The 14,129-nt window shown below is 73.5% G+C and carries 13 protein-coding genes; 5 read left to right on the forward strand and 8 right to left on the reverse strand.

What is annotated here, in order from left to right; genetic code table 11:
* The first annotated feature begins 195 nt into the window (after positions 1-195).
* A complete protein-coding gene (locus ACA514_RS01520; RefSeq protein WP_375039126.1) occupies positions 196-1,305 on the forward strand; it encodes a DUF2637 domain-containing protein in 1,110 nt (369 codons plus the stop codon).
* A gap of 159 nt (positions 1,306-1,464) precedes the next feature.
* Complete coding sequence (locus ACA514_RS01525) at positions 1,465-2,439, forward strand: hypothetical protein (protein WP_375039127.1); 975 nt, start codon at positions 1,465-1,467, stop codon at positions 2,437-2,439.
* A 43-nt stretch (positions 2,440-2,482) separates the two neighbouring features.
* On the opposite strand, the gene ACA514_RS01530 is transcribed toward ACA514_RS01525, so the two are convergent.
* The 7 genes from ACA514_RS01530 to ACA514_RS01560 all read right to left on the reverse strand — a co-directional run bounded on the left by ACA514_RS01530 (position 2,483) and on the right by ACA514_RS01560 (position 10,512).
* Positions 2,483-3,238, reverse strand: coding sequence for an SDR family NAD(P)-dependent oxidoreductase (locus ACA514_RS01530; RefSeq protein ID WP_375039128.1), 756 nt, complete (start codon positions 3,236-3,238; stop codon positions 2,483-2,485).
* Positions 3,235-4,083: an ABC transporter permease gene (locus ACA514_RS01535; RefSeq protein ID WP_375039129.1), complete on the reverse strand. Its 849-nt coding sequence runs from the start codon at positions 4,081-4,083 to the stop codon at positions 3,235-3,237. Before ACA514_RS01535 ends, ACA514_RS01530 begins: the two co-directional genes overlap by 4 nt.
* The gene (locus tag ACA514_RS01540) at positions 4,080-5,003 is read right to left on the reverse strand and encodes an ABC transporter permease (RefSeq protein ID WP_375039130.1); all 924 of its coding nucleotides are present in this window, start codon (positions 5,001-5,003) and stop codon (positions 4,080-4,082) included. Before ACA514_RS01540 ends, ACA514_RS01535 begins: the two co-directional genes overlap by 4 nt.
* Positions 5,003-6,112: an ABC transporter ATP-binding protein gene (locus tag ACA514_RS01545; protein ID WP_375039131.1), complete on the reverse strand. Its 1,110-nt coding sequence runs from the start codon at positions 6,110-6,112 to the stop codon at positions 5,003-5,005. Before ACA514_RS01545 ends, ACA514_RS01540 begins: the two co-directional genes overlap by 1 nt.
* A gap of 244 nt (positions 6,113-6,356) precedes the next feature.
* A complete protein-coding gene (locus ACA514_RS01550) occupies positions 6,357-7,577 on the reverse strand; it encodes an extracellular solute-binding protein (RefSeq protein WP_375039132.1) in 1,221 nt (406 codons plus the stop codon).
* A 29-nt stretch (positions 7,578-7,606) separates the two neighbouring features.
* Positions 7,607-8,635, reverse strand: coding sequence for a LacI family DNA-binding transcriptional regulator (locus ACA514_RS01555; protein ID WP_375039133.1), 1,029 nt, complete (start codon positions 8,633-8,635; stop codon positions 7,607-7,609).
* A gap of 164 nt (positions 8,636-8,799) precedes the next feature.
* A complete protein-coding gene (locus tag ACA514_RS01560; protein WP_375039134.1) occupies positions 8,800-10,512 on the reverse strand; it encodes an MFS transporter in 1,713 nt (570 codons plus the stop codon).
* 155 nt (positions 10,513-10,667) lie between these two features.
* On the opposite strand from ACA514_RS01560, the gene ACA514_RS01565 reads away from it, so the two are divergent.
* The 3 genes from ACA514_RS01565 to cobM are packed head-to-tail and all read left to right on the forward strand — an operon-like array spanning position 10,668 to position 13,073.
* Entirely contained in the window at positions 10,668-11,078 is a 411-nt protein-coding gene (locus ACA514_RS01565; protein WP_375039135.1) for a pyridoxamine 5'-phosphate oxidase family protein, read from the forward strand.
* A complete protein-coding gene (cbiE, locus tag ACA514_RS01570) occupies positions 11,071-12,333 on the forward strand; it encodes a precorrin-6y C5,15-methyltransferase (decarboxylating) subunit CbiE (protein WP_375039136.1) in 1,263 nt (420 codons plus the stop codon). Before ACA514_RS01565 ends, cbiE begins: the two co-directional genes overlap by 8 nt.
* Positions 12,330-13,073 carry a precorrin-4 C(11)-methyltransferase gene (cobM, locus tag ACA514_RS01575; protein WP_375039137.1) on the forward strand — a complete coding sequence of 248 codons (744 nt, stop codon included), beginning with the start codon at positions 12,330-12,332 and terminating at the stop codon, positions 13,071-13,073. The genes cbiE and cobM overlap by 4 nt, the downstream gene beginning before the upstream one ends.
* Positions 13,074-13,080: 7 nt before the next feature.
* On the opposite strand, the gene ACA514_RS01580 is transcribed toward cobM, so the two are convergent.
* Positions 13,081-14,118, reverse strand: coding sequence for a cobalt-precorrin-5B (C(1))-methyltransferase (locus ACA514_RS01580; protein WP_375039138.1), 1,038 nt, complete (start codon positions 14,116-14,118; stop codon positions 13,081-13,083).
* Positions 14,119-14,129 lie beyond the last annotated feature (11 nt).

The raw sequence follows: 14,129 nt of genomic DNA on the forward strand, positions 1-14,129 counted from the left end.
CCAAAATGCTGCTTACCTCCCGCGTTCCCCCGATCCCCGGATCGATGCACGCCGCCGGCCGCCGATGCGGCCCCGGTCCGCCGGACCCTGAACGGTACGCAGACGTAACTGGAATCTCCCACGAAACACCCAAGGAATGGATAGTCTCCCTCCGATCACATTTGGTTAGGTAAGACAATCTGGAGCACCTGCCGCATGAGCGCTGCCAACCGGGTACAGGTCATCACACGGTGGGGGGCCATCGCCTTCATGGCGATCGCGGTCATGACCGCGACCGCCGGCGGCTTCGCCCAGTCCTACGCCGGGCTCTACCACTGGGCGCTGGAGCACGGCCTCCGGGGCTGGAAGGCCGATTCGTTCCCGCTGCTGGTCGACCTGTTCATCATCGTGGGCGAGCTCGGCCTCTTCCTGCTCGCCGTCGACGCCTTCGTGCTGCGCCGCCGCGACATGATGAGCTGGCTCGACTTCTTCCTGCCGCTGGCCATCGCCCTGGCGGGCTGGACGGCCAGCCTCATCTTCAACGTGGGGCACGTCGGCCACCGGTCGTTCTCCTACCAGGCGACGGCCGCCGTCCCGCCGATCGTGTCGATGCTGGGCCTGTTCGTCCTGCTGAGAACGCTGCACCGGTACGTCTCGCGGCAGGGCGAGGAGGAGGAGCCGAAGGCGCCCGAGCCCGCCGCGCCGCGCGCCATCGCGGGGCCGGTCACCCTGCAGCAGATCACGCTGATGCCGCTGCGCAACACCGGCCCGTTCCCGCAGATCCAGGTGCCCGGCCATTCCGGCAAGGCGCTCGAGTCGGGCACGGCCGGCGCCGCCGGCACCGCGTCCGGGGGGGCCGCGTCCGAGGCCGGGACGGCCGCTGCGGCGGCGGCCCCGAAGCGGGCCGCGGCCGCGTCCCCGGAGCCCGCCCCGGCCCCGGCGCCCGCGCCCGACCCGGAGCTCGCCGTCGTCAGCGCCGCCGCGCGCGGCGGCCTCAACGGCCGCAGCACCCTCGGCACCCCGCACGAGGACCCGGCGCCGGCCGCCCCCGACCCGGAGAACCTGCGCGCCATCGTCATCGACGTCCTCGAGCGCCGGCACGGCGACATCGCCGCGACGCTCGACGAGGTGCGCGCCGAGGGCTACGTGTGCGACGAGGCCGACATCCAGCGGATCAGCGACAACCACTGGTTCCCCTACGCGGTCTACCGGCTGCTCGCCAAGCACCACGGCGACGGCGAGCTGGTCGCGCGGGAACTGGCCGCGCAGGGCATCTCCTACGACCAGGCCGCGCTGGACGAGCTCGTCCGCTCCTGGCGCGTCTGACCCGTCGTCCTTTCCGGGACCGGTCGTCCGAAATGGCGGCCGGTCCCGTCCTTTTCCCGGTCCATTGCGGCCCGCATCCGCTTTCCCGGCCATCTCCGCCGTTCCCGTGCGACGCTGGACGCGCTTCTCATGCCGCATCAGCGATGCCGGGAGAGACCCATGAAGACGCAACTGCTCGCAGTGGCCGCCGCGGCCGCGCTCGGCGGGGCCGTCACCGGGTACCTGGCCGCCCCCTCCCCCGGGGACGCCGCCGCCCGTCCCGCCTCCGCCCCCCTCGCCACCGGAACGCTGCACGCCGCGCTGAACATGCCGGACGGCGACCGCGCCAAGGCCGCCGCGCTCGGCTACAACCTGTTCGACGTGGACCCCGACGAGGACGAGATCGCCTCCCTGCCGAAGGGGGGACGCGCGCTGCTGTGGGTCGGCAACACCACCTGCGGCGAGTTCCAGCAGAACAGCACGTCGGCGTTCGCCGACACGGTGAAGCGGTTCGCCGGCGACGACCGCGTCTACGGCTGGTACCTGTCGGACGAGCCGAACCCCGACCAGTGCCCCGGCATCGCGGGCGAGCTGCGGCGGCGGGCCGACATCGTGCACCGGTACGCGCCCCGGCAGAAGGCGTTCGCGTCGCTGACGGACTGGCCGATGGCGCCGCTGAAGACGTCGGAGACCCGTCTGGACCTGATCGGGCTCGACCCCTACCCGTGCCGGGCGGGCGGCGGCGGATGCGACCTGAAGGCGATCGACCGGATGGTCGGGCAGGCGAGGCGCGCCGGGTTCGCCACGAAGGCGATCGTCCCGGTGTTCCAGACGTTCGGGCAGTCGTGCAGCGACGGGGAGAAGAACTGGCGGCTGCCGGACGCCGGCGAGATGGCGGCGATCCTGAACCGGTGGGACCGGCTCGTCCCGCGGCCCGCTTTCGACATCAGCTACTCGTGGGGCCGGCAGGACGCCTGGGCGTGCCCGGCGCTGGCGGACGCGGACGGCCGGTCCGGCAACCCCGACCTGCAGGCCGTCATGAAGAAGCACAACCTGCGCCGCACCGGCCCGGGCGTTCCGGGACGCGACCCGGCGCCCTCGCCGAGCCCCACCACGACGGGCTCCTGCCCCGCACCGGCGGGCACGAAGCCCTAGCCCGTTGGCGCCGCCGCGGGAGCGCCGCGGCGGCACCACGCGGTCAGTCGCGCAGCTGCTCCTGCGACGGGTCGGTGCGCAGCCGGGCGTGCAGGCCGCCGTCCAGGTGCAGGACGTGCCCGTTCAGCTGCGCCGCCGCCGGGGACGCCAGGTACAGCGCCGCGTCCGCGACCTCCTCGGGCGAGGTCGTGCGGCCGGACGGGAGGTCGGTGGCGGGCCGCACCGGTCCGACGACGCTGGCCGGGGCGATGCAGTTCGCGCGGATGCCGAGGTCGCCGAGCTCCACCGCGATCGCCCGACTGAGCGCCTCGATGCCCGCCTTGGTGACGTCGTAGACGCTCTGGTCCTCGTGGGCGCGGGACCCGCCGGGCGACGACATGCTGACGATCGCGCCGCCGCGCCCGGCGTCCCGCCAGTACCGGACGGCGCGGACCGACAGCAGGTACGCCGAGCGCAGGTTCGCCGCGACGACCGCGTCCCACACCTCCGCCCCGATGTCGGCGAAGGGGGTGCGCAGCTCGGTCATCGCCGCGTTGTTGACCAGGACGTCCAGGCCGCCGCCGGCGGCGCGCAGCCGCTCGAACACCGCGTCGGCGACGTCCTCGCGGGCCAGGTCGCCGGCCAGCACGTCCACGCCGGGCGCTCCGTCGTGGACCTTCAGCCCGTCGGCGTCCACGTCGACGGCCAGCACCCGCGCGCCGGCGCCGGCGAACCGGGCGACCAGGGCGCGGCCGATCAGCCCGGCCGCCCCCGTCACCACGACCCGCTCGCCCCGGTGGTCGAACCGTACGGCGCTCATTCGGCCTGCGCCTCCCTCACCTGCGCGACGATCTGCGTCGGGTTGACGAATATCAGGGCGATGACCAGCAGCACCGCCGACACGGCCATGTACATCACGGCCATCGCGTCGATGGCCTGGGCGGCGCGGATGCCCGGGGTGAACGCGGCGCTGTAGAGCGCGACGATCAGGGTCTGGCTGTCGGCGTCCGCGACGAGGAACGTCAGCTCGAACATCGCGACGGTCCGCACCAGCACCAGGATCCCGGCGGCCAGGATGCCGGGCAGCAGCAGCGGCACCAGCACCCGCGCGAACACCTGCCCGGTGCGGGCCCCGCACATCCGCGCCGCCGACTCCACGTTGGCGTCGATCTGCTCGACGAACGGCGTCATCACCAGCACGACGAACGGCAGCGCGGGGACGAGGTTCGCGGCGATGACGCCGGTCAGCGTCCCCGCCAGGTGCACCTTGTACAGGACGGTCGCGAGCGGGATGCCGTAGGTGATCGGCGGCAGCAGCACCGGCAGGAACAGCAGGAACATCACGATCCGCTTGCCGGGAAAGTCGCGGCGCGCGAGCGCGTACGCGGCGGGGACGCCGAGCACCAGCGCGATCGCGACCACCGCGAGCGTCACCTCCAGCGTGACGCGCAGGACGTCGCCGAGGCCGAACTCCTCCCAGGCGTCGGAGTACCACGCCTTGGTGAAGCCCTCGGGCAGCCAGCCCCCGAACCAGCGCGTCCCGAACGAGTTGACGACCACGGAGAAGATCAGCGCGGCCAGGTTGACCAGGAAGAAGGCGACGCAGATCCAGACGATCCAGCTGCCGAGACGGCCGCGCGGGCGCGCGGCGGACACGATGCTCACGATCCCTTCCCTCCCGTCGCGGGCCCGGTGTAGAGGCGGCCGCGCAGCAGCAGCGTCACCGAGATGACCAGCAGTTCGAACAGGCCCATCAGCACGGCGATGGTCGAGGCCATCGAGTAGTCGTACTTCTCGAACGCCGCCTGGTAGGCGGCGATCGCCATCACCCGCGTCTCTCCGGCCGGCTGGCCGACGAGGTTCGCGGACGGGAACACCGAGAACGCCAGCACGAACGCGAGGACGAACGTGGTGGCGAGGCCGGGCGCCAGCAGCGGCAGCACGACGCGGCGCATCCGCTGCCACGGCCCGGCGCCGAGCGTCGCGGCGGCCCGCTCCAGCGTCGGGTCGATGCCCGACATGTACGCCAGGACGAGCAGGAACGCGAACGGGAACCCGGTGATGAGCAGCGAGAACAGCACGCCCCAGTAGTTGTAGATCAGCCGGACCGGATGGTCGGCCAGCCCGATGTCCAGCAGCACCCGGTTGAACCAGCCCTTCGGGCCGAGGTACCGGAGGATGCCGTCCGCCACCAGGACGGTTCCGAGCGTGACCGGCAGGACCAGCACCGCCGTCAGCAGCCGGCGGCCCCGGAACCGGCCGCGCAGCCGGTAGGCGATCGGCACGGACGCGCCGACGTTGATCAGTGCGGCCGGCAGCGCGAGCCGCAGCGTCTTCCAGACCGTGCTCCGCTGGTAGGAGTCCTGGAAGAACTCCCGGTAGTTCGTGAGCGCGCCGCCGCCGTGCATCGGCTGGAGCGACAGCCCGACCCCGTACATCATCGGGTACAGGAACAGCAGCACGACGATGAGCAGCGCGGGGAGCAGCAGGAGCAGCACCCGGTCGACGCCGCGTTCGGCGAGCCGGTGCCGCAGGCCGCCCCGCGCCTTCGCCGGCGCGGGACGCGCGGGGGCGTCGACGGCCATCACCCGTCCCCCTCGCCGGCGAACACGAGCACGCGCTCCGGCGGGACGGTCAGCGTGACCCGCTCCCCCGGCGCGATCCGTTCCGGCGACCGGAAGTGGATGACCCGCCCGCCGTCGGTCACGCCCTCGGCGGCGACCTCGCGGCCGTGGAACTCCGACACCTCGACCCGGACGGCCACGGCGTTCGGGGGCTCGGGCTCCGCCGCCGCGACCCGGAAGTCCTCGGGCCGGACGGCCGCGACCGCCCGCGTCCCCTCGACGGCCTCCTGGGCGACGCCGGTCAGCTTCGGGCCGTCCCGCTCGCCGAGCGTGACCCGCCCGTCCCCGGCCGACAGCACGGGCAGTGCCAGCAGGTTCCGGTACCCCATGAACCCGGCGATGTAGGTGCTCGCCGGGTAGGTGTAGACCTCCTCGGGCGTGCCGATCTGCTCGACGCGCCCCGCCCGCAGGACCACGACCCGGTCGGCGAGCGCGAGCGCCTCCTCCTGGTCGTGCGTCACGTACACGGTGGTCAGGCCGAGGTCCTGATGGATGCGGCGGATCTCGGTGCGCATCTGGACGCGCAGCTTCGCGTCCAGGTTCGACAGCGGCTCGTCCATCAGCACGAGCCGGGGCCGCAGCACGATCGCGCGGGCGATCGCCACCCGCTGCTGCTGGCCGCCCGACAGCTGGCCGGGCAGCTTGTGCTCGTGCTCGGTCAGCTCGACCATGCGCAGCGCCTCGTCCACGCGCCGCGCCGTCTCCGCCTTCCCGACGTGCCGGACCGACAGCCCGAACGCCACGTTCTTGCGGACCGACAGGTGCGGGAACAGCGCGTAGTTCTGGAACACCATCCCGAACCCGCGCCGCTCCGGGGGCAGCCCGTCGATGCGCTCGTCGTCCAGCCAGATGCCGCCCTCCGACAGCGGCAGCAGCCCGGCCAGGCAGTTCAGCGCGGTCGACTTGCCGCACCCGGACGGCCCGAGCAGCGCGAGGAACTCCCCGCCCTCGATCCGCAGGTCGAGCCCGCTCAGCGCCACCGCCTTCCCGAACCGCCGCGTCACGCCTTCCAGCCGCAGCGCCCCGAACGTCCCGCGCGCGCCCTGCGCCGCCACCACCTCCGCCGTCATGACGCACCTCCCGAGGACGCGGAGCCTGCGGAGCGTCCTCGGCCTTCCGTCGCGCTCGGCATGGCCCCACACGAGGACGCGGAGCCTGCGCAGCGTCCTCGGCCTTCCGTCGCGCTCGGCATGGCCCCACACGAGGACGCGGAGCCTGCGCAGCGTCCTCGGCCTTCCGTCGCGTTCGGCATGGCCCCACACGAGGACGCGGAGCCTGCGGAGCGTCCTCGTTCCGTTCTCACTGTTCGCACCGTCATGACTTCTTGACCTTCTGGCCGCCGATCTCGCGGTCCCAGCGGTCGAAGGCGGCGACCATGGCCTTGGCGTCGAGGGGCGGGGCCTTGGGGTTGTCGGCGATGAGCTTGTCGTACTCGGGGCGGCCGTACTCCTGGATGACCTTCTGGCTCTCGGCCGGCGCCATCGACAGCGTCACGCCCTTCACGGCCGGGCCGGGGTAGAAGTAGCCCTTGTCGTAGGTGACGGCCTGCTGCTGCGGGGTGAGCGCGAACTTCATGAGGTCGGCGAGGACGGCGAGCTTGCCGCCGGACACGCCCTTCGGCACGACCATGTAGTGCGCGTCGGTGACCCAGGTGAAGCCGTCGAGCGACTGGACCCCGACGTTCTTCGGAACCTGGCCGAGGGCGCGCGGGTTGATGTCCCAGCCGGTGGTGGTGAGGACGATGTCGCGGGAGCCCTCACCGAGCTCCTTCATCACCTGCGCGGTGCCGGTCGGGTAGTAGTCGACGTACCTGCCGAGTTCCTTGAGGTAGGCCCAGGTCTTGGACCAGCCGTTCACCGGGTCCATCGGGTTGGAGTCCTTGAGGATGTAGGGCAGGCCCATCAGCCAGGTGCGGCCGGGCCCGGAGTTGGCGGGACGCGCGTATTCGAGGCGTTTCGGGTGCGCCTTCGCCCAGGTGAGCAGGTCCTGCGCGGTCTTCGGCGGGTCCGGAACGGTCTTGGGGTTGTACTCCAGCAGCGGGCCGGACGGGTAGTAGGTGACGACGACGCCCTTGCCCTGCGCGAGGTCCTGCATCTTCGCGGCGGGGTCCTGGTAGATCGACTTCACGTCGGGGAGCTTGCCGGCGTACTTGCCGAGCAGGTCGACCCAGAGGTTCTGCTCCAGCCCGGCGGACAGGCCGTCGGTGCCGGTGAGGACGAGGTCGATGTCGAGGCGCCCGGCGTCCTGCTGCGCCTTGACCTTGCCGGCCAGCTCGGGCGCGGTGACCTTGGTGTAGGTGATCTTGCTGACCAGCTTCGGGTGGGTCTTCTGGTAGTTCTCGAAGATCGGCTGGGTGAGCTGGAGGTTGCCGGCGACGTCGACGATGTTGAGCGTGACCGGCTTGGACGGGAGCCTGACGTCGGCGGGCGAGGGCTCGGAGCTCGACGTGCCGCCGGAGTCGGGGGCGCCGCAGGCGGCGACCAGGGCGGCGGTGGCGGCGGAGAGGGCGAGGACGGCAGTTCGGGGGATTCGCATGGGGTGGGTCCTCCAGGGCGGGCCGGCGCTCAGATCGGCCCGGTGGTGCCTCGGATGAGGAGACGGGTCGCCAGCTCGGCGGCCGGCGGCGGCGGGGGCGCTCCCGGCGCCCCCTCGGCGAGCATCGCGTGCATGGCGGCGGCCGCGGCCCTGGCCAGGGCGGTCACGGGCATCGCCACGGTGGTGAGGGGCGGATGGGTCATCGACGCCATCGGGACGTCGTCGAAGCCGACGAGGCTGAGCCCGCCCGGCGTCCCGGGCCGGGCGGGGACGGGGACGCCGCGCGCGGTGAGCCGGGACAGCACTCCGAGCGCGACGAGGTCGTTGTAGGCGAACACGGCGGTCACGTCCTGCGCGAGCACCTCGTCGGCGGCGCGGAAGCCGCCGGTGAAGCGCGGTTCGTACGGGCCGAGCTCGACCAGCTCGATCCCGCGTTCGGCGCAGCCGGCCGCCAGGTACCTGCGCCGCTGCCGGTTGGACCAGGAGTTGGCCGGCCCGGCGAGGTAGGCGCAGCGGCGGTGGCCGAGCGCGTGCACGTGCGCGACGGCCTGCTCCATGCCGGGCCGGAAGTCCAGCAGGACCGACGGCGCGGCGCGGCTGACCCGGTTGGCCAGCACGATCGTGGTCCTGGACGCGACGGTGCGCAGCCGCGTCCCGGACATCCGGGGGGCGCACAGGATCAGCCCGTCCACCCGTTCGGACATGGCCTCGGCGAGCCGGACCTCGGTCGCGGTGTCCTCGTCGGTGTCGGCGAGGAACACCGCGTACTCGGTGTCGCGGAAGTGCGCCTCCACGCCCTTGATGAACGGCGCGTAGAAGGGGTTGGCGATGTCGGGGACGATCAGCCCGACGTTGCGGGTGCGGCCGAGGACCAGGGACTGCGCCGCCCGGTTGGGCTGGTAGCCCAGCCGGTCGGCGCATTCGAGCACGCGCCGCCGGGTCTCGGCGTTGACCAGCTCGGGGGCGTTCAGGGCGCGCGAGACCGTCGAGGCGGACACCCCGGCGAGCCTCGCCACGGCCCGGATCGTCGCCCGGGGGCCGTCAGGGGCGGTGCTCATGCCCGGAAGTATGAAAACGTTTGTGGTACGCGTCAATGGGGCGGCGGCGGTGAATCCGGGGTGAATCCGGCCGGACAGGGCGGAACCCCCGGCCGCGGGTGCGGGCGGGGGTTCCGGGGCGGGGTCTCGCGTGCGGGCCGTGGGAGGCCCGCGCGGGGCGGCTGCTAGGGGGCGTCCTTCCCGGCCTTCACCGGCTCGGGCGCGTCCGCCGCCGCGTCGTCGTGCACGTAGCGGCGGCCGCGCAGCAGCGAGGCGAGTGCCGCGATCAGCGACATGGCGATCGCCAGGCTGAACACGATCACCAGGCCGTGGTGGAACGGGTCGGCGATCAGGTGCGGGAAGTACGAGCGGCCGGTGAGCGTGGCGGCGTCGTGCGGGTCCAGCCCGCCCAGCACGCCGAACGGCTCCAGCAGGTTCTGGATCGGGTTGTAGCCGAGGAACGCGGCGAACAGCGTCCCGACCGGCGGGGTCTGGCCGACCTGGGCCGCGACGCCCGCCGGGACGCCGTGCGAGGTCAGCCCGCCGGTCAGCGTCCTCGGCAGCGAGTTCGACAGCCCGGCGATCATCAACGAGAAGAACACCCCGATGGACAGCACCATGCCCGCGTTCATGAAGGTGGCGCGCATGCCGGACGCGGCGCCGCGCTGCCCGGCCGGCACCGCGTTCATGATCGCCGTGGTGTTGGGCGCGGCGAACAGCCCGGAGCCGACCCCGTTGAGGAAGATCAGCGCCGCGAAGGCCCAGTAGTCGAAGTCCGTCGGGATCAGCAGCATCCCGAGGAAGGCCAGTGCGGACAGCGCCAGCCCGCCGGAGGCGAACGCGCGGGCCCCGTACCGGTCGGACAGGTGGCCCGAGACCGGCCCGGCGACCAGGAACCCGAGGGTCAGCGGCAGCAGGTAGATGCCGGCCCACAGCGGGGTGTCCTCGAAGTCGTAGCCGTGCAGCGGCAGCCAGATGCCCTGCAGCCAGATGATCAGCATGAACTGCATGCCGCCGCGGGAGATCGCGGCGAGCAGGCCCGCCGCGTTCCCGGCCGCGAACGCGCGGATCCTGAAGAGCCCGAGGTGGAACATCGGCTCGTCGACCTTGGTCTCGATGAGGCAGAAGACCGCCAGGACCGCGGCGCCGCCGATGACGCCGGCCAGCACCCACGGGTTCGTCCAGCCCATGTCGTGCCCGCCGTAGGGCTGGATGCCGTAGGTGATCCCGGCCAGCAGCGCGGTCAGCCCGGCGGCGAAGGTGGCGTTGCCGACCCAGTCGATCTTGGTGCTGAGCGACCGCTTGGCGGTCTCGACGAGGCTGCGGTAGGCCCAGAGCGTGCCGATCAGGCCGATCGGGGCGGAGGCGAAGAACACCAGCCGCCAGTTGACCTCGCTCAGCAGCCCGCCGGCGACGAGGCCGAGGAAGCTGCCCGCGATGCCGGCGACCTGGTTGACGCCCATGGCCATGCCGCGCCGGCCGGCCGGGAACGCGTCGGTGAGGATCGCGGCGGAGTTGGCCATCAGCATGGCGCCGCCGATGCCCTGGAACACCCGCCAGGCGATCAGCCAGACCGCGCCCGCGCCGCCGTGCAGCGGGTCGAGGCCGAGCGCGACCGTCCCGACCGTGAAGACCGCGAAGCCCGCGTTGTACATCCGGACGCGCCCGAACATGTCGCCGAGCCGGCCGAGCGTCACCACCAGGACGGCAGAGACGAGCATGTAGCCCATCAGGACCCACAGCAGGTAGCTGACGTTGCCCGGCTCGAGGGGGTTCAGGTGGATGCCGCGGAAGATCGCCGGCAGCGAGATGATCACGATCGAGGAGTTGACCGTGGCCAGCAGCATGCCCAGCGTCGTGTTGCTCAGCGCCACCCACGGATAGTGCTTGGTCGGCACGCTCTCCCCTCCCCAGAAATAGTTTCTTGCGCTAACTAATCATATAGCGCGACAAATCCGCCACCACGGGAACGGCGGGACCATGTCACCCGCCCGTCCGTACGTTCTCCCCCGGGGCCGTGGGATCCTGCTGACCACCCGGACGAGAGGACGAGATGCGGGCGACACGACACCGGCTGAGCCTGGACGACGAACGGGTCCGGGCGTTCTGGCGGGAGCGGCGGGTGTGCACGCTGGTCACGATCCGCCCGGACGGCACGCCGCACGCGGTCCCGGTGGGCGCGACGCTGGACGCCGGCGCCGGGCTGGTGCGCGTGATCACCTCGGGCGGGTCGGCGAAGGCCCGGCACGTGCGGGCGGCGGGCGAGGCGGGGCTCCCGGTCGCGGTGAGCCAGGTGGACGGCCGGCACTGGGTGACGGTCGAGGGCCGGGCCGTCCTGAAGGACGACGCGGCGTCCGTCGCGGACGCGGAGCGGCGGTACGCCGAGCGCTACAAGCCCCCGCGCGCGAACCCGCAGCGGGTCGTCATCGAGATCGCGGTCGGGCGGGTGCTGGGCAATGTCTGACGGCGCGAGCGCGTCCAGCGGCACGACACGGCCGGACCTGCACGCCGTGGACGGCCCGGAAGGCACGGAGGTCCCGGACGTCTGGGTCGTCGGCATCGGCGCGGACGGCTGGGACGGGCTGACCGAGGCCGCGCGGGACGCGTTCCGCAAGGCCGAAGTGATCATGGGCGGGCCGCGGCATCTGGGCCTGCTGCCGGCCCTGGACGCCGAGCGGGCGCTGTGGCCGTCGCCGATGCTGCCGGGGCTGGCCGCGCTGTTCGAGGCGCACCGCGGGCGCCGGATCGCGGTCGCGGCGAGCGGCGACCCGCTGTTCCACGGGGTCGGCGCGACGCTCGTCCGGCTGCTGGGCGCCGCCCGGGTGCGGGTGGTGCCGCACGCGTCGTCGCTGTCGCTGGCCTGCGCGCGGCTCGGCTGGCCGGTCGAGGACACCGAGGTCGTGAGCGCGGTGGGCCGGCCGCTGTCGGTGCTGAACGCGGTGCTGGCGCCGGGCCGGCGGGTGCTGGTGCTGAGCGCGGGCGCGGACACGCCCGCCGAGGTCCGGGCGCTGCTGGACGGGCGCGGCTACGGCGCCAGCGAGGTGACCGTGCTGGAGCGGCTGGGCGCGGAGGACGAGCGCGTCGGCCCGGTGCCGGACGATCCGGGCGCGCTGAACGTCGTCGCGGTCCGCTGCGCGGGGCCGGGGACGTCCGTCGTGCCGGGCCTGCCGGACGACTCCTACGACCACGACGGGCAGCTCACCAAGCGGGAGGTCCGCGCGATCACCCTCGCCCGGCTGGGGCCCGTCCCGGGCGAGCTGCTCTGGGACGTGGGGGGCGGCGCGGGCAGCATCGGGATCGAGTGGATGCGCGCGCACCGGTCCTGCCGGGCGATCGCGGTCGAGGAGGTGGAGCGGCGCGCGGCGCGGATCGAGGCGAACGCGGCGGCGCTGGGCGTCCCGGGCCTGCGCGTGGTCGTGGGCGAGGCGCCCGCCGCGCTCGCGGGGCTGCCCGCCCCGGACGCGGTCTTCATCGGCGGCGGGGTCACCGCGCCGGGGATGGTGGACGCGTGCTGGGAGGCGCTGCGGCCGGGCGGGCGGCTGGTCGTCAACGCCGTCACGATCGAGTCGGAGCGGGTGGTCACGCAGGCGCGCGAGCGGCTCGGCGGCGACCTGGCCAGGATCGAGATCGGGCGCGCCGGCGCGGTCGGCGGGTTCACGGGGTGGCGGCCGATGATGCCGGTGACGCAGTGGGCCGTGACGCGGGGGGACGACCGGTGACCGTGCACTTCATCGGCGCCGGGCCGGGCGCCGCCGACCTGATGACGGTGCGCGGGCGCGACCTGGTCGCCGCGTCGCCGGTGTGCCTGTACGCGGGCAGCCTCGTCCCGCCGGAGGTGCTGGAGTGGTGCCCGCCGGGCGCGCGCCTGGTGGACACCGCGCGGATGGTCCTGGACGACATCGTCGCCGAGCTGGTGGCGGCGCACGGGCGCGGGCAGGACGTGGCGCGGCTGCACTCGGGCGACCCGTCGGTGTTCAGCGCGATGGCCGAGCAGATGCGGCGGCTGGACGCGGCGGGCGTCCCGTACGACGTGACGCCGGGCGTGCCCGCGTTCGCCGCCGCGGCGGCCTCGCTGGGCCGGGAGCTGACCGTCCCGGAGGTCGCGCAGACCGTGGTGCTGACCCGGACGTCGGCGCGCGCGACGCCGATGCCGCCGGGCGAGGACCTGCGCACCCTGGGCCGCAGCCGCGCGACGATGGTGCTGCACCTGGCCGTCCAGCGGATCGAGTCCGTGGTGGACGAGCTGGTCCTCGACTACGGCGGCGACTGCCCGGTCGCCGTCGTCGCCTACGCGTCCCGCGCGGACGAGGTGATCGTCCGGGGCACGCTCGCGGACATCACCTCGAAGGTCCGCGAGGCGGGCATCAAGCGGACGGCGGTCATCATCGTCGGGCGCGTCCTGACCGCGCGGGACTTCACCGACAGCCACCTGTACTCCGCCGCCCGCTGCCGCTCGTAGGCGCGGGTCAGGGGCCGGAGCGGCCGACGATCACGCCGGCGCGGTCGATGACGACGACGTCGACCGCGACGGGGGCGCCGCGCAGGGTGGCCAGGGCGGTCTCCCGGGCGCGGGCCGCCACCAGGTCGCCGAGCGGGACGCCGGCTCGCTGGCAGATCTGGAGCGCGTCGAGCGCGGTGTTGGCGTTGCGGACACGTTCGGCGGTCTCCGGCTCGTCGACCATGGCGGCGAGGACGCCGTAGTCGACCTGCGAGCGCTTGGAGTGCAGGTCGAGGTGCCCGGCGGCGAGCTTGGCGAGCTTGCCGATGCCGCCCGCGATCGTCAGCCTCGGCACCGGATGCCGGCGCAGGTACTTCAGCACGGCGCCGGCGAAGTCGCCCATGTCGAGCAGCGCGTCCTCCGGCAGTCCGTGCAGCTCGGCCACGACCTTCTCGGACGTGCTGCCGGTCGCGCCGGCGACGTGGACGCGGCCCATGGCGCGCGCGACGTCCACGCCGCGCCGGATGCTGTCGATCCACGCCGAGCAGGAGTACGGGACGACGACGCCGGTCGTGCCGAGGATCGACAGCCCGCCGAGGATGCCGAGGCGCGGGTTCCACGTCCGGCGGGCCAGCTCCTCGCCGCCGTCGACGGAGATCTCCACGATGACGTCGGCGTCGCCGAGGACCTCGCGCATCATCCGGCGCGGCACCGGGTTGATCGCCGGTTCGCCGACGTCGAGGGGCAGGCCGGGGCGGGTGACGGTGCCGACGCCGGGGCCCGCGCGGAAGACCACGCCGCTGCCCGGCTCGCCGTGCCGGACGGTCGAGCGGACGAGCGCGCCGTGCGTCACGTCGGGGTCGTCGCCGGCGTCCTTGACGATCCCGGCGGTCGCGAACCCGTCGCCGAGCTCCTCGACTGCCAGCGCGAACGCTGGCGTCTGCCCCTTTGGCAGCGTGATCTCTACCGGGTCGGGGAACTCGCCGGTCAGCAGCGCGGCATGCGCGGCCTTCGTCGCGGCGGTCGCGCACGCCCCGGTCGTCCAGCCGTAACGGAGCTCGCTCACGGCCGTACCAT

Origin of the sequence: Actinomadura sp. NTSP31 (assembly GCF_041951385.1) — a bacterium.
In the GTDB taxonomy this organism is placed as follows: domain Bacteria; phylum Actinomycetota; class Actinomycetes; order Streptosporangiales; family Streptosporangiaceae; genus Spirillospora; species Spirillospora napierensis.

What these genes read in the sequence shown, in the direction of transcription:
- ACA514_RS01520 (WP_375039126.1), top strand. Translation starts at nt 196, where the DNA reads ATGAGCGCTGCCAACCGGGTACAGGTCATCACACGGTGGGGGGCCATC.
- ACA514_RS01525 (WP_375039127.1), top strand. Translation starts at nt 1,465, where the DNA reads ATGAAGACGCAACTGCTCGCAGTGGCCGCCGCGGCCGCGCTCGGCGGG.
- ACA514_RS01530 (WP_375039128.1), bottom strand. Translation starts at nt 3,238, where the DNA reads ATGAGCGCCGTACGGTTCGACCACCGGGGCGAGCGGGTCGTGGTGACG.
- ACA514_RS01540 (WP_375039130.1), bottom strand. Translation starts at nt 5,003, where the DNA reads ATGGCCGTCGACGCCCCCGCGCGTCCCGCGCCGGCGAAGGCGCGGGGC.
- ACA514_RS01545 (WP_375039131.1), bottom strand. Translation starts at nt 6,112, where the DNA reads ATGACGGCGGAGGTGGTGGCGGCGCAGGGCGCGCGCGGGACGTTCGGG.
- ACA514_RS01550 (WP_375039132.1), bottom strand. Translation starts at nt 7,577, where the DNA reads ATGCGAATCCCCCGAACTGCCGTCCTCGCCCTCTCCGCCGCCACCGCC.
- ACA514_RS01555 (WP_375039133.1), bottom strand. Translation starts at nt 8,635, where the DNA reads ATGAGCACCGCCCCTGACGGCCCCCGGGCGACGATCCGGGCCGTGGCG.
- ACA514_RS01565 (WP_375039135.1), top strand. Translation starts at nt 10,668, where the DNA reads ATGCGGGCGACACGACACCGGCTGAGCCTGGACGACGAACGGGTCCGG.
- cbiE (WP_375039136.1), top strand. Translation starts at nt 11,071, where the DNA reads ATGTCTGACGGCGCGAGCGCGTCCAGCGGCACGACACGGCCGGACCTG.